Genomic DNA, 15611 nt, shown 5'->3' with positions numbered 1-15611 from the left:
GATCAGGATCCTTTCATCGGACGACAGGTGCGAATATCGTTGGCCCATGAGTGCAACACCTTCTTAAGTTAGAAACTGAACACTTCCAACCCTAGACAAGGTGTTGCACTTCTATTTAGAACTCAGGCACTCTGCCGAGTCGGGAGGCGAAGTGCTACGGTTTGAACAGGAAACTGAACATAACGACTAAATATGTGAGGACGTAAGACTTTCATGGCCAGCACGGCAAAGACGCTCACCTTTGTGATCCCCGCATACAATATGGAGTCCTACCTTGACCGTTGCGTGAACTCGCTGCTTTCGGCAAGCGACATCAGCGACCTCGAGGTGCTGATTGTGGACGACGGTTCGAAAGACGGCACGCTGGAGTACGCGCGCAAGCTGGAACGCACCAATCCGGGCGCCGTGCGCGCGATTCATCAGGAGAACAAGGGCCACGGCGGCGCGGTGAACACCGGTATCGCGGCGGCGACCGGCATGTACGTCAAAGTGGTGGATGCGGATGATTGGGTCGACCCGCAGGCCATCGACACGGTTCTGGCCACGTTGCGTGCACAGCATGACACCGACGAACCGATTGACATGCTGGTGACCAATTACGTGTATGACAAGGTGGCCAAGCGTCACAAGACCGTAGTGAACTTCCGCCGTGTAATGGAGGCCGGCCGCGTGCTCGGCTGGGATGACCTGGGCAAGTTCGGTCTGGCGCAGTACATCATCATGCATGCGCTCACCTTCCGCACGCAGGTGGTGCGCGATTCCGGGCTGAAGCTGCCGGAGCATACGTTCTACGTCGATTTCTATTACTCGTACCAGCCGTTCCCGTGGGTGAAGCGCATCCAGTATCTCGACGTGCCGTTCTACCACTACTTCATCGGGCGCGAGGGTCAGAGCGTGCAGACCGACGTGATGATTAAGCGTGTGGATCAGCTGCGGCTCGTCAATCGGCTGATGACCGAGGCCACGCCCGAACGTGGTACGGTGCCGGAGGGGCTGTACCGGTACATGATTCACTTCCTGACGATCGAATCATGCGTTACCTCGGCGTTCCTGATTCTCTCGCGCGATCCGGCCAACTACGTTAAGAAAACCGAGCTGTGGGATGCGATTGACGCCTATTCTCCGGCCATCGGCAAGGATGTGCGCTCGAAGCTGATGTCCCGCGCGCTCAATCTGCCTGGTAAAACCGGCCGCTGGATCGTGCGCAACGGCTATCTCATCGCCGAACGCATCGTCGGCTTCAACTGATTCGGATTGTGGCTTTGCCCTGCTGACGCGTTATCAGCAGGGCATCCCTATTACCTCCCCAGCCGAGGTTTTGCTACTCGGCCCAACGGTCGGACATTGCGAAGCTGTTGTGCATCAGGTTGCTGGAGGTGTATAGCACGTCGTTCAGCAGCTTGGTTGTATGCTCGCGCAGGTAGTCGGCCATCTCGTCGTTGGCCGCTTCGAGCACATCCGCCACGCCCTGCACATCCTTCTCATCGCCGTGGCCGCCATCGAGCGGCCATGCATTCGTACCCGTCGATTCGGCATCGCTTCGAGCAAGCAACTGCTCATCCGTGCGCTCGATGAGCCGGTGCCCGAACGCGCGCACGCCTTCCGCATAGCCCTCGATGAACCGGTTCGTCTCATACCAATGCGCGTCGGCCACGACGGCGATCAGGCGGTTCGTCCAATACAGGTTGCCGGTGGAGACTTCGGGCGTGGTGTCGCGCAGGTAGGCAGGCGTGTCGTTGACGTTCGCGTAGAACGGCGCGGCGGCGGTGAACGGACCGGAGCCGAACGATACCCACATCACCGTGCGATTGGCCGCCGGCACATACGGGCGGACCTGAATCGCCACCATATGGCCGGTGCGGTTCACGCCGATCGGACGGTAACGGTGGCGCGATTCCGCCGTGCCGGTCGTGCCGTACGGGTCGTACGGCGTGCCTTCGAAGTGCGAGGACAGCAGGAAATCAACGTCTTCGAGGCTCACCTTGTCTTCCGGCACGCGGCACCACGGGATGTCGTCGGATTCGGGCGTGTAGCGGGCGGCCGGCGAATCCCAGTCCTCGCTGGGGTTGAGGCGGCGTTGCATGTACCAGGCACGCGGCGTGTTGTAGATATGGTCCTTCGGCGTCGCGGTGCCGAAGGCCTTGCGCGGGTTGAAGCGGGTGGGAAGGGCAACGGTTGTTCCGAATCCGGCGCTATGCACGTGACGGCCGTTGGAAGAGACCGACGTTCCCATTGTGCGGTCAAGGTGATGCGTGGCCATGAACTCGCGCAGGTCGGCGCTGCATAGGTATTCGCGCTGCTCGCCGAACGCATCGGCGAGGTCGAAGTCGTCGATGCCGAGCTGGTTGGGGATCGTGGCATAGCAGTCATCGGGCACTCGGCGGGCGATCCAATGGTGGCCGCCGATGGTCTCGACGTACCAGATCTCGTCCGCATCCGAAATAATCACGCCGTTCGATTCGTAGGTGCCGTAGGTTTCGAGCAGTTCGCCCAACCGCGCGACGCCCTCGCGCGCGGTGGTGACGTACGGCAGCACAAGGGTGATGATGTCTTCCTCACCGATACCGCCGGGCTGCTCGGCCTGATAATCGGTGCTGTCCGGCCCGCCGACAGCCGGCCGCAACTCGACCATCGGGTCCGCACCGAGCACGCGCTCGTTGACAGCGATGGTTTCGGTGGCGCTCATCGCCACGTTGTGTTCGTTGGCACCGGCTTCGGCCAGAATGCCACGATTATTCAGCACGTTCGGTGCGATGGTGTACCGGCAAGGATTGTCCGGTAGTTCGATTTCGACATGGCTCAGCACGCTGCGGTAGTGGCGCGGCTGGTCGTCGGGGGCGACGGCGACGAAGCGCTTGGGATCGTAACGGCCCGAGCCCGAATCGTCATCGCGGGCGATGATGGTGGAACCGTCGTAACTGGCATTTTTGCCGACAAGAATCGTGGTGCATGACATGGGACACCACTCTAGGAGCCAGGCTGGTCGAAACAAAAAAATCCTTGGAACCATTGCGATTCCGAGGATTTGTTGTGCCCCCTGTGGGATTCGAACCCACAACCCACGACTTAAAAGGACGCTGCTCTAACCGTTGAGCTAAAGGGGCAACTCTTCTAAAATACACACCGTTTTGGGATATTTCAACTACGGCGTTGCGTACACGTTTGCGTACGCGATTGGCCCAACGCACGGCACAGCACACGCAATGTGGCCCAAATCGCAGCCCAAATCGCATATCGCCTCTAGCGATAGATAGCCGCCGGCGACTACCCTTGTACATTATGAGTGAATCCCCCAATTGGAGCAATCCCCTGCGCGACTCGCGCGACCTCAGACTGCCCCGTATCGCCGGCCCATGCAGCCTCGTCATTTTCGGTGTCACGGGCGATCTGGCACAAAAGAAACTACTGCCGGCCGTCTACGACCTGGCGAACCGTGGCCTACTGCCGCCGAGCTTCGGTCTGACCGGCTTCGCCCGCCGCGACTGGACACAGGAACGGTTCATCGAATTCGTCAAGGCCGCCGTCCAGGCGCATTGCCGTACGCCGTTCAAGGAGTCGACTTGGCGCAATCTGGCCGCCGGCATCCGCTTCGTGCAGGGTACGTTCGACGACCCGGAGGCCTTCGAGCGTCTGAGCGCCACCGTGCAGGAGCTTGACCGCGACCGCGGCACGCAGGGTAACCATGCCTTCTACATGTCGGTGCCGCCGCGCGCATTCCCACAAGTCGCCAAGCAGTTGGCCGCCTCCGGCCTGTCGCGCTCGTCCGAGGGCGCATGGCGCCGCGTGATCATCGAGAAGCCGTTCGGTCATGATCTGGCCAGCGCCAAGGAACTCGACAGCGTGGTATCCGAAGTGTTCGACCCGAGCTCCGTGTTCCGCATCGACCACTACCTCGGCAAGGAAACCGTGCAGAACCTGCTGGCCCTGCGTTTCGCCAACGCCATGTACGAGCCGATCTGGAACGCCAACTATGTGGACCACGTGCAGATCACGATGGCCGAGGACATCGGCATCGGCGGCCGCGCCGGCTATTACGACGGCATCGGCGCCGCACGCGACGTCATCCAGAACCACCTGCTTCAGCTCATGGCTCTGACCGCCATGGAGGAGCCGGTGAGCTTCACCGCCAAGGACCTGACCGCCGAAAAGACCAAGGTGCTTTCCGCCGTGCGCCTGCCCAAGGACCTCGCCGCCAACACCGCGCGCGGCCAGTACGCCAAGGGCTGGCAGGGCTCGCACGAAGTGGTCGGCTACTTGGAGGAAAAAGGCATCGACCCCAAGAGCACCACCGAAACGTACGCCGCCATCCGCCTCGATATCGACACCCGCCGCTGGGCTGGCGTGCCGTTCTACCTGCGTTGCGGCAAGCGCCTCGGCAAGCGTGTAACCGAAATCGCCGTGGTGTTCAAGCGCGCCCCGCATCTGCCGTTCGAGCAGACCGCCGTGCGCGAACTCGGCAAGAACGCCATCGTGATTCGCGTGCAGCCCGACGAGGGCGTCACCATGCGCTTCGGAGCCAAGGTGCCGGGCGGCTCCACCATGGAGGTCCGTGACGTGAACATGGACTTCAGCTACGGCCGCTCCTTCACCGAGAACTCGCCGGAAGCCTATGAGCGACTGATTCTGGACGTGCTGCTCGGTGATCCGCCGTTGTTCCCGACCACCGAAGAGGTGAACCTCAGCTGGGAGATCCTCGATCCGATTGAACAATTCTGGTCCACGCTTGGCCAGCCGCAGGCCTACCGCGCCGGTACGTGGGGTCCGGCACAGGCCGACGAAATGCTGGCGCGCGACGGCCGCCACTGGAGGATGCCATGATCATCGATATGCCGAACACCCGCACCCGCGAGATTGCGCACAAAATCGAACAGCTGCACGAGGAGCGCGGCGAATCGGCGACCGGCCGCGTGCTGACGCTGCTCATCGCCACCGAGGACGCGGACCTAGAGCATGCGCTGGAAATCGCGAACTCGGCCAGCCGTGAGCACCCGTGCCGCGTGATTGCCGTAGTACCGGATACCAATCCTGCCGATCAGTCCGGCGAAGGCGAACCGAACGCGGCCGAAGTGGCCGCCGAGGTGAGCGCGAGTCGCGATAATCCGGCCGTCGATTTGACCGACGGCCCGAACGATCCGAACGATTCCAACCTGAACGCCCAAGTGCGATTCGGCGCGGACGCCGGTGCCGGTGAGATCATCATCTTGCGTCCGCGCGGTGGCCTTATCAACCACCCGGATACGCTGGTTATCCCGCTGCTTGTGCCGGATGCGCCTGTAGTGGCGTGGTGGCCGACCACACCGCCGTCGAACCCGGCCAAGGATCTGATGGGTGCGATGGCCCGCAGTCGCATCACCGACGCGTTGCACTCCAATAATCCGGAGGCCACGATTGAGCGTTTGCGCCGCAATTGGACACCGGAAGATATCGACTTGTCCTGGACACGACTGACCGTCTGGCGCGCAATGCTCGCCTCGATGCTCGATCAGCCGCCGCACCTGCCCATCACCGCCGCGAAGGTGACCGGCAAGGCCGACTTCCTGCCTATGGAAATGCTGTGCGCATGGCTGCGTCTGAAACTTGGCGTACCAGTCGAAACTGAGTTCGTGCCCGACGCGCAGGCCGTGACCGGCGTGTACCTGACCCGTGAGGACGGTGTGATCTCGCTGGAACGCCCGTATGAGGACCAAGCGCTGATCTCGCTGCCCGGCCAGACTCCGCAGGAAGTGTCCGTGCCGATGCGCACCATCGAGGACTGCCTGACCGAGGAACTGCGTCGCATCGATCCCGATGAGATCTACGCCGAGGTCATCAACGAAGGCTGGGATCTGATTCGTCACTGAAGTCGGTAGAACCCGTTGCCACAGCGGCGTTGGCATGAGTTCGGCAATTGTGGCCGAGCCATGCCAACGCCGCTGCTCATCGTTTCCTACCTCATGCGATGCCGCACAATGTACATTGTGTTGTCAACTGACAACACATTTCATTGCTGCAAATGGCTAGATTCCCGGCATGCCACCCGTATCATGCGTTGTCAACTGACAACACAATCCACATTGCAAAGTACGACACATACCCCATACAAGGACCATACATGGCAACTCGAAAACTCATTGTGTATCCGAATAAAGATCTGATGATTCAGGCTGGCGCGCAACGTTTTGTCTTGACGCTACTCGATTTGCTCGCCGAACGATTGCCTGATGACACGCATCGCACGCGTGTGGATGTGGCGCTGTCTGGCGGTTCGGCCGCGCAGCCGTTGGGCTCGGTGCTGAGCGATCCGCTGGCTGACGCGATTGATTGGTCGCGCGTGCATTTCTGGTGGAGCGACGAACGTTTTGTGCCGGCTTACGACACCGATCGCAATGCTTTGGAGGCCCGTCGCCTGCTGCTTGACCAGCTGGTGGCAGATGGCAAGCTGCCTGAGTCGAATATTCATGAGATGGCGGCCGATACCCGTTCAGCCGATGACATCGCCGATGTGATGGATCAGGCCGACAGCGATGATGCTTCCGTTCGCGCCGCCGCCGATGCCGCGAATGATGCGTTGCTGGACGATGTCGCGAGCGACTATGAGCGCGAGTTGGTGAATGAATTGGGGCCGGAACCGGTAATCGATCTGATGATTCTCGGCATGGGACCGGACGGTCACTATGCGTCGCTGTTCCCTGGTCATGATGAGGTCAAGGTTACCGATAGGCTCACCGTGGGTGTGAACCACTCCCCCAAGATGCCGCCGCTGCGTGTTTCATTGACCGCGCCGCTCATCGCGCGTTCACGCCATACGTGGTTCTTCGCCGCCGGTGCCGGCAAAGCCGAATCGCTGGCCCATGTCTTCGAGCAGCCCAACAACCCGGATTACCCGTCCTCCTACGCCAACGGAGTGGACGAGTTCATCTGGTTCTCCACCGAAGAAACCGTCACCGAGTTGTGAGTGAATTAAGCCCCCTCTGATGAGGGGGCTTAATTCGTCTATGGCTACGCCTCGATCTCGGACTTGCCCTCTTCGCCGCCGGCCCCTGCAATTAGGGACTCGCCTGCGGCGAGGCTCAGTGTTGGCTCGGCGGCATAGCCGCCTCGCTCCGAAGAGGGCCGGGGAGCCCACCGGGCTCCCCTAAGCCCGAGATCGCGAGGCTACGCCTCGATCTCGGACTTGCCCTCTTCGGCCCAGAGGGTGTGGAACACGCCGGGCTTGTCGACGCGACCGTAGGTGTGGGCACCGAAGAAGTCACGCTGGGACTGGGTCAGAGCGGTGGGCAGGCGCTTGGAGCGCAGACCATCGTAGTACGCCAGGGAGCTGGAGAACACCGGGGTCGGGATGCCGGCCTCCACCGCGCGAACGATCACGCGACGCCATGCATCCTGCGATTCGCCGATGATCTTCTCGAAGTACGGATCGAACAGCAGGGAAGCCGGCGGGTTATCGCCCCTGAAGGCCTCGGTGATGCGGTCGAGCAGGAACTGGGCGCGAATAATGCAGCCGCCACGCCAAATGCGGGCCACTTCGGACAGGTTGATATCCCAGCCGTATTCCTTGGCACCGTCCTGAATCTCGTTCAGGCCCTGAGCATAGGCCACGACCTTGGAAGCGAACAGAGCCTTGCGCACGTCCTCGACGAACGCGGCCTTGTCTTCTCCGGCCAGATCGATGGTCTTGTTCGGTCCAGCCAGACCTTCCTTCTGAGCGTCTTCACGCAGCTCACCGTGCGAAGACAGTGCACGAGCGAACACGGCTTCACCGATGGCAGCCACAGGAGAACCACATTCCAGACCAGTCTGCACGGTCCACGTACCAGTACCCTTCATGCCGGCATGATCCACGACCACGTCCACGAACGGCTTGCCGGTCTCGGCATCCTTGTGGTGCAGAATCTCAGCGGTGATCTCGATCAGGTAGGAGTCAAGGTCGCCCTTGTTCCATTCAGCGAACACGTCGCCAATCTCCTCGGCATCCATGCCGAGTCCACGGCGCAGAATGTCATACGCCTCACCAATCACCTGCATATCGGCATACTCGATGCCGTTGTGCACCATCTTGACAAAGTGGCCGGCACCATCGGTGCCGATGTGGGTCACGCACGGTTCGCCGTTCACCTTGGCGGCGATGGACTGAAGAATCGGGCCCAAGGTCTTCCAGGATTCCGCAGTGCCACCGGGCATCAGAGACGGGCCGTTGAGCGCGCCTTCCTCACCACCGGACACGCCGCAACCCACGAAGTGGAAGCCCTTGGCACGTACTTCCTTCTCACGCTTGATGGTGTCCTTGAAGAAGGAGTTGCCACCGTCGACGATGATGTCGCCCGGTTCGAACACCTCTTCCAGCTGCGCGATGGTCGCGTCGGTCGGAGCACCGGCCTTGACCATGATGATGGCGGTACGCGGACGCTTCAGGGACGCGGCGAATTCCTCGAGCGTTTCGGCCGGCACGAAGTTGCCTTCGGTGCCATGCTCGTTCATGAGCTTCTCGGTACGCGAGTAGTGGCGGTTGAACAACGCCACCGTGTTGCCATGGTGCGCCAGATTACGCGCCAGATTGGAGCCCATCGTGGCCAGTCCAATCACACCAATGTTTGCTGTAGCTTCGGCCATGTGCCTTGCCTTTCGTTTGATTGTCCCATCGTCATCACGCGCGTCACAAAACAGCGCATCAGCGGAGGGAATCATTCCTTCAACGCTTGAAAGTGTATCCCGCTTACCACCCACACGCGAGGGCTGTCTTAGGTTCTACGCACCTTCTGCCCGCGAAGCGTAATTACTTGCCGGCCATTCACATACGCCCGGCCTTGGAAGGGTCGATATGCATGGTCTGGAAGCGATTGGCCATGTAAGCGTCGCTGTAGCGTTCGCTGAACCACATCGCGACCGGTGAATCCTGCGGCTGGCCGGCCATGCGCCCATACCAGCAATCCAAGGCCATCAGCGTGAAGGCAATGTCGATCACCATCAGCACCGTGCATACCGCAGTCAGCGAATACCGCACTTTCCATGGAATGCGATTAATCAGAGCCAGCAGTCGCGGTAACAGCCACTTGACCCACACCACACCAATCAGTCCCCAGAAGAACATGAATTGGCCCGAAGTACGTCCGTCGATGGACAGCCAACGGCCGGTGTAATCCCACGCGGTAATACCAAACGCCGCTTCCATGAACCAGCTGGTGCAATATTCGAACGCGCCGCCGATCACCGCCGAAGCGCAGAAAATCAAGAACGGATTCGCCTTCCACAGACGATTCAGGCACACGGTTACCAATACCGCACCACAGCCGTAAATCGGCGAGAACGGGCCCCACAGCAAACCAGCGCGGTCCTGAAGTTCACCGTTATACAGCGCCATATGGTAGATCGTCTCCACAATCAGGCCACCCACCGAAGCGATGGTAAACAGCCAGAAGATATTGAAAAAGTCCAGCGCAATATAGCCCTTGCCGGACTGGTCGCGGCCTAGCATGCCGGCCGCCACAGCCGATTCATAATCATCGCGATCGTCCATACGCCTGAGCGCGCGCTGCAGACGGCGTTCCTCGCTCAGGGAGGGATCGGCGGTCACCGAAATCACGACGAGAATAATCATCTGAATCAGCGGCAGCAGCAGGTTGAAGCCAAGGCCGGTCAGGGCCAGCGACAGCATGCCGTCGGCCAACGTCAACGGCATCAGCACGTAGGTCCAGCGCGCGGCATACCGGCGATGATTGCGCAGCAGCATCACGCCGAGCACAATCAGGCATGCGGCACTGACTACCAGCACCACCGCATGAATCGCGGACAGGATGAAGGTCAGGCTCATCGCATCGACGTGCACATGACCATCCAGAATCTCGCGCACGGCATAGAGGATGGAAATCACCATAATCGGCAATGTGGCGAGTCCGTCCAGCAGCACGACCGCGCCATAGATGCGCGCCAGAATCGGTAATCGCTTGGCGTTCAGGTTCAAGCCGGCGTCGTCCAGTTCGACGGCCACCAGATCGGCCACGACTGCGGACTCGGCGTCACGGTTCTCCCGCGGCTTGCCGGGGGTAGTGGCCGTGCCATCGTCCTTGAATTCAACCATGGTTTCCTCCCCACATAGCGTCCCCTTACACTATCACCCGATTGCAGTTTTGCCGAACTTGATGGACGGCCGGTACATGTCTGTCTACATTGCCGGACACCGAGCCCGCTATCGCTTTCAGAAAGCATCCAAAAACCATCCAGAAATCTTGTCAATAAGTTCCAGAACGCCTTTCGCTCCAGTCAAGGCACTGACGGCCAGTCCGGCACCGGCAACAGCTCCGGCACAGGTTCTGACACTTCCGGCAACTCCAGCTCCGACCAGTCATCCAGCCAGAACGAGCAGTCGGCCATCGATGGCCAATCCGGCACCATCGAAAGCTGATACAACGGTTTACCCATGGGGCGGTAGCTCTCTCATGAGGCGGTAATTACCCCATGGGGCGGTTAGCCCAAAACCGCATTCCGCGGAATAAAGCCATTTTAAGCCACCGCCCCATGGGAATTTTACCGCCCCATGGGCCACTTACCGCCCGATGAAGGTTTTACCGCCCCATGGAGGGCAGCCTCACACCAACACACACAGCACACCCGGCCACACAGCACCCCAGCCACAAAAAATTAGGCACAATGCCCAGTGACGCACGATAAGCCGCTGGACAGCGGCGTTATTCCGACAAAGATATCATCAATCACCCCAATAATCTCCGGCAGCCGTATTACGCTACTACAACCGTAGCGCTACGATTAACGTATCGCTACGGAAAACGTAGCAATCAAGCAACACCAAGCTCCGGAGGTATCAGTGGGCAATATCTTCAAGGTCCTCAGACGCGACTTCCTGCGCCTGTTCAAGGTGCCGGCCGCATGGGTGATCCTGTTCGGCATGGTGTTCATCCCGCCACTGTATTCGTGGTACAACATCGTCGGCTTCTGGGACCCGTACGGCAATACCAAAGGCATCACCGTCGCCATCGCCAACAATGACGACGGCACCGACAACGCGCTCATCGGCAAGCAGAACCTCGGCGATCAAATCGTCAAGCAGATGAGAAGCAACGACCAGCTCGGCTGGACCTTCGTCACCGAAGCCGAGGCCATGGACCAAGTGGAATCCGGCAAGGCATACGCAGCCATCATCATTCCCAAAGACTTTTCCGACGATCTCGCCGGCGTGGTGACCGGCGGCAAGAGTCGGCCCACTCTGGAGTATTACGTCAACGAAAAAGCCAGCGCCATCGCCCCCAAAGTCACCGACGTCGGCGCGTCCACTGTGGACCGCACGGTCAATTCCACATTCGTCTCCACCGTATCCGAAGTACTTACCGAAGTCATCAATACGGTTGACGGCAAAGCCATCAGTACCGAAGACACCACCAAAGCCAAGGCCCTCACGGCCCTTGCCAAGGCCTCCGACGATGTGCAGCACACACGCAGCACCATCGCCAAGCTCACCACCAAACTCACCGACACCCCAGAGCAGACACGCACCGCACGTCAGGCGCTGGACGACGCGCGCACACTTGGCATCGACACTGCAGAAGGTCTGGCCGGCGTCTCCACCCTGATCGGCACTACCCAGACCAGTCTGAACGGCTTCGTCACCTCCACGTCCGAAGCGCTTGACCAAGGCTCAAGCCTGCTGAGCCAAGCCGCAGCACAGGCCAACCAAAGCGTGGGCACGGTAACCGGAACCATCAGCGCCGCCAATCAGCAGGTAGGCGGACTGATCAATACGGCGGAAGACATCAACCAAGCGAACGCCGACATCATCGACCAACTCAAAGGGCTGCCGAACGCCAATCGAGAACCGCTGCAATCCGCCATTGCCACACTGGAAAGCCGCAATAGCGAGCTTGCCGGCGCACTGGGCAACCTCGATAGCCTGAACACCACTATCGGCAATGCCTCCACAGACACCGCCGGATTGGCGCAGCATCTCAATACCGCCACCCAAACCACGGTGCGCGAGGCCAATACCGCTCGCGGCACCATCACCTCCGGCGCCATTCCTCAGCTCAACACCGGTCTCAACGCCCTCAGCTCGACCGCCAGCACTCTGTCGACCGGCATCACGTCGCAAGGCTCACTCATCGATCAGTCGAAGCATACCCTCGACCAACTCGACAAAGCAGCCTCCACCACGGTGACCGCGCTGCGCGACACCGATAAGGCGCTGGCCGGCGTACAAACCAAGCTCGATACGCTGGTCACCGACATCAAAGCCCTGAGCATCTCCAGTTCACTCAGTTCCCTGATCGGCACCGACGGCAAACTGGATGCCGCCACAATCGCCGACTTCATGCTCTCCCCCACTGTTATCAGCGAACAGGCCGTCTATCCGGTCGCCTCCTATGGTTCCGGCATGGCACCGCTGTTCACCACCCTGTCTTTGTGGGTGGGCGCGTTCGTGCTCGTGGTCATTCCCAAACTCGAAACCGATGATGAGGGCATCGACGATCTCACACCAACCCAAGGCTATCTCGGTCGCTTCCTGCTACTGGCCACGCTGGCTGCCGTCCAAGGCCTGGTCACGGCCATCGGCGATCTTGTCATCGGCATTCAATGCGCGAGCGCCCCAGTGTTTCTGCTCACCTGCGTCATCACCTCACTGGTGTATATGTCGGTGATTTTCGCCCTCTCCACCACGTTCATGCACGTGGGCAAAGGCGTATGCGTGGCGCTGGTCATTCTGCAGGTGCCGGGCGCCTCCGGCCTGTACCCGATTGAAATGATGCCCGCGTTCTTCCGCGCCATCTACCCGCTGCTGCCGTTCACCTATTCGATTGACGCGATGCGTGAAACCATCGGCGGCTTCTACGACGGCCTCTGGTTCGCCTATATCGGCAAATTGCTGGTTTTCGCGGTTCTGGCCTTTGCGATTGGCCTCGGCGCCCGGCCGAAACTGGCCAATCTCAACCGCCTGTTCGCGCGGGAAATCAAGGAAAGCGACATGATTATCGGCGAGCCGGTGCACCTGCCCGGCAGCGAATACCGTGTCACTCAGGCCATTGCAGCACTGGCCGACCGCGACGAATACCGTCATGCCATCGAACGTCGGGCCGCCAAATTCGCCTACCAGTATCCCCGGCTGCTGCTGGGTGCGCTTATTGCCGGATTCGTGGTGCCGGCCGCGCTCATTATCGTGTTTGCGCTGACCACCAGCGAGAAAATCGTAGTCATGGGCACATGGCTGGCATGGGTGCTCATCATCATGGGCTTCCTGATGGTCGTGGAATTCATGCGCGATTCCATCCGCCGCCAAACCGAGCTCGGCAACCTCTCCGACGAGTCGATCCGCGCCATGCTGTACGGGCATAAGGCCAAGCGTCGCGACACCTCCGCCGAACGCCACGAAGAAGCGGACCCGAGCGCCGCCGTTACCGCAATCATCCCCACTATTCCGCCGACCAAGGAAGGCAGGCACGCACGATGAACACCATGTGGAAACTGTTTACCGGCGACATCAAACGCCTGACCAGCAACGTGGTCTCCATCATCATCGTGATCGGCTTGGTGATGATTCCCGGCCTGTTCACCTGGTTCAACGTGGCCGCATGCTGGGACCCGTCCTCGAATATGAAGAACCTGAAATTCGCGGTGGCGAATGTGGATGAGGGGTATCGTTCCGACCTGATCCCGGTGAAAGTCACGGTCGGCGATCAGGTGGTGAACGCGCTGCGCGCCAACAGTCAGCTCGATTGGACGATCACGTCCAAAGCCGATGCCGTCGAGGGCGCACGATCCGGCAAATACTACGCGGCCATCGTAATTCCGAAGTCGTTCAGCAAAGACATGATGACCTTCTTCTCCGACGACGTGCAGCATGCCGAACTGACCTATTACCGCAACGAGAAGAAGAACGCGCTGGCACCGAATCTGCTCAACGAGGGCACGGACGAGGTTGCGGCGGAAATCAACACCACGTTCGCTAAGACCATCACTTCGGCCGGGCTGGAAATCGCGTCTTCGCTGGCCGATCAGCTGTCCAAGCCCGAGGCCAAAGAGCAACTGAATACCTTCAACGCCAACATCGCCAATTTCGCCACACAGCTTGACGATACTGCGGATCTGCTTGGCACATACAGCGCATTGACCGATACGGCCGGCGCCTTGCTCGACACCTCGAACTCACTAATCACTCAGGTTTCCTCTGCCGCCAAACAAGGCGGCAAGGATCTTGCCAGCGCCAAACAGGAAGTCACCGACGTGGCCGGAGCCCTGGGCACCACCGCTGACGCGATGAGCAGCGCACTGGACGCGAGCGCCTCCAGTTTCGGCGCGGTGTCCGATTCCATAGACAAGCTGTATTCCGACGCGAATGATGGTGCCACCACGGTCGCCGACGAATTGGACCGTCAAGCCACGGCCATTGGCAAGCAGACGGAGAAATACACTGAAATTCGCAACACGTTGGCCGGCATACTGGGCAACGACTCATCCATCATCACGGCGATTGACCGTTCAATCGCACGACAAAACAGGCTGCGGCAAGCGCTGAATACGGCGGCGACCGATATTCGCCAAGGCAATCAGGACGCGCAGGATCAGCATGCGCAGGTCAAGAATCTGGCTGATCAAGCGCAGAACAGTATTGCCAATATCAAGTCAGATTTCTCGGCCACGGTGAAACCGCAAATCGACTCCCTGTCGTCCACCGTCGCTGACGCCTCCGGCATACTGAGTTCCGGCGCCACCCAGTTGGACTCCACGCTCGGCGACCTGAAAGGGACTTCCGACGACGCCAGCGATATGCTCAGCGACGCTCGCACTACCTTGGACAAGGTGTCCGGCAAACTGCGTTCCGCCGGCGCCGAACTGGCTTCGTTCAACAGCACACTGAGCGACGCACTAAACAGTGGCGATATGGGCATGGTCAAAGAGGTGCTGGGCAATGATCCCGAAACGCTGGCCAGTACGTTGGCCGCACCGGTGCAGCTCAGGCGCAAGGCCGTATTCCCGGTGGCGAATTTCGGTTCGTCGATGGCACCGTTCTACACGCTGCTGCCGCTGTGGGTGGGCGCGCTGCTGATGGTGGTGACGCTGAAAACCACCGTGTCTCGCCGGACGCGCAAAGCATTGGGCGATCCGCGGCCGCATCGGCTCTTCCTTGGGCATTACGGGGTGTTCGCGCTGATTGCGCTGCTGCAATCCACGGTGTCGCTCGGTGGCGATTTGCTGTTCCTGCGCGTGCAGGCCGTGCATCCGCTGCTGTTTATGTTGTCTGGATGGCTGGCCTCGCTGGTGTTCTCGTTCTTCACCTATACGATGGTGGTGAGTTTCGGCAATGTGGGTAAGGCAATCGGCGTGCTTATGCTCATCGTGCAGATTTCGGGTGCGAACGCTGCCTACCCGGTGCAGATGTTGCCCGACTTCATCGCCAAAGTCAGTCCGCTCTTGCCGCTCACCCATGCGGTGACGATGATGCGTGCGGCCATCGCCGGCATCTACGACATGGATTACTGGCGGGCCGCCGGAATGCTGCTGGCATTCGTGCCGCCGCTACTGTTGCTTGGGCTGTTGCTCAGGAAGCCACTGGTGCGGTTCAACCAGTGGTATGTAGCCCAAGTCGAGAGCACTAAAGTGCTGAGCTAGTAGGTATTATCCGGGAGTTGCCT

General features: G+C 60.1%; 10 protein-coding genes and 1 tRNA gene. 6 read left to right on the top strand and 5 right to left on the bottom strand.

The window, feature by feature from the left end; translation table 11 throughout:
- The first annotated feature begins 213 nt into the window (after nucleotides 1-213).
- Entirely contained in the window at nucleotides 214-1248 is a 1035-nt protein-coding gene (locus AB5287_RS06920; protein ID WP_318603269.1) for a glycosyltransferase, read from the top strand.
- A gap of 73 nt (nucleotides 1249-1321) precedes the next feature.
- Here the strand turns inward: AB5287_RS06920 and AB5287_RS06915 are convergent, their stop codons facing one another.
- Nucleotides 1322-2956: a C69 family dipeptidase gene (locus tag AB5287_RS06915; RefSeq protein WP_013140135.1), complete on the bottom strand. Its 1635-nt coding sequence runs from the start codon at nucleotides 2954-2956 to the stop codon at nucleotides 1322-1324.
- A 75-nt stretch (nucleotides 2957-3031) separates the two neighbouring features.
- Nucleotides 3032-3104: transfer RNA gene (locus AB5287_RS06910), tRNA-Lys, on the bottom strand.
- A gap of 175 nt (nucleotides 3105-3279) precedes the next feature.
- On the opposite strand from AB5287_RS06910, the gene zwf reads away from it, so the two are divergent.
- From zwf to AB5287_RS06895, 3 genes are all read left to right on the top strand, one after another.
- A complete protein-coding gene (gene zwf / locus AB5287_RS06905; protein WP_007056319.1) occupies nucleotides 3280-4818 on the top strand; it encodes a glucose-6-phosphate dehydrogenase in 1539 nt (512 codons plus the stop codon).
- Nucleotides 4815-5840, top strand: a complete 1026-nt coding sequence (locus AB5287_RS06900) for a glucose-6-phosphate dehydrogenase assembly protein OpcA (RefSeq protein WP_007054721.1) — start codon at nucleotides 4815-4817, stop codon at nucleotides 5838-5840. Before zwf ends, AB5287_RS06900 begins: the two co-directional genes overlap by 4 nt.
- A gap of 251 nt (nucleotides 5841-6091) precedes the next feature.
- Entirely contained in the window at nucleotides 6092-6934 is an 843-nt protein-coding gene (locus AB5287_RS06895; protein WP_014485919.1) for a 6-phosphogluconolactonase, read from the top strand.
- A 200-nt stretch (nucleotides 6935-7134) separates the two neighbouring features.
- Here the strand turns inward: AB5287_RS06895 and gndA are convergent, their stop codons facing one another.
- From gndA to AB5287_RS06880, 3 genes are all read right to left on the bottom strand, one after another.
- On the bottom strand, nucleotides 7135-8589 hold the full coding sequence (gene gndA, locus AB5287_RS06890) for an NADP-dependent phosphogluconate dehydrogenase (RefSeq protein WP_032738738.1): 1455 nt from the start codon (nucleotides 8587-8589) through the stop codon (nucleotides 7135-7137).
- A gap of 178 nt (nucleotides 8590-8767) precedes the next feature.
- Nucleotides 8768-10054: a putative ABC transporter permease gene (locus AB5287_RS06885; protein ID WP_015512497.1), complete on the bottom strand. Its 1287-nt coding sequence runs from the start codon at nucleotides 10052-10054 to the stop codon at nucleotides 8768-8770.
- 182 nt (nucleotides 10055-10236) lie between these two features.
- The gene (locus AB5287_RS06880; protein WP_165499848.1) at nucleotides 10237-10395 is read right to left on the bottom strand and encodes a hypothetical protein; all 159 of its coding nucleotides are present in this window, start codon (nucleotides 10393-10395) and stop codon (nucleotides 10237-10239) included.
- A gap of 403 nt (nucleotides 10396-10798) precedes the next feature.
- Here AB5287_RS06880 and AB5287_RS06875 point away from each other — a divergent pair, with 403 nt between their 5' ends.
- Both AB5287_RS06875 and AB5287_RS06870 read left to right on the top strand, forming a co-directional pair.
- A complete protein-coding gene (locus AB5287_RS06875; RefSeq protein WP_368220972.1) occupies nucleotides 10799-13429 on the top strand; it encodes a YhgE/Pip family protein in 2631 nt (876 codons plus the stop codon).
- Nucleotides 13426-15588, top strand: coding sequence for a YhgE/Pip family protein (locus AB5287_RS06870; protein ID WP_368220971.1), 2163 nt, complete (start codon nucleotides 13426-13428; stop codon nucleotides 15586-15588). Before AB5287_RS06875 ends, AB5287_RS06870 begins: the two co-directional genes overlap by 4 nt.
- Nucleotides 15589-15611 lie beyond the last annotated feature (23 nt).

Source organism: Bifidobacterium sp. RTP21102st3_E2_RTP21102_210122 (assembly GCF_040916945.1).
Classification (GTDB): Bacteria; Actinomycetota; Actinomycetes; order Actinomycetales; family Bifidobacteriaceae; genus Bifidobacterium; species Bifidobacterium longum.
This window is presented reverse-complemented; position numbering and strand designations above follow the sequence as displayed.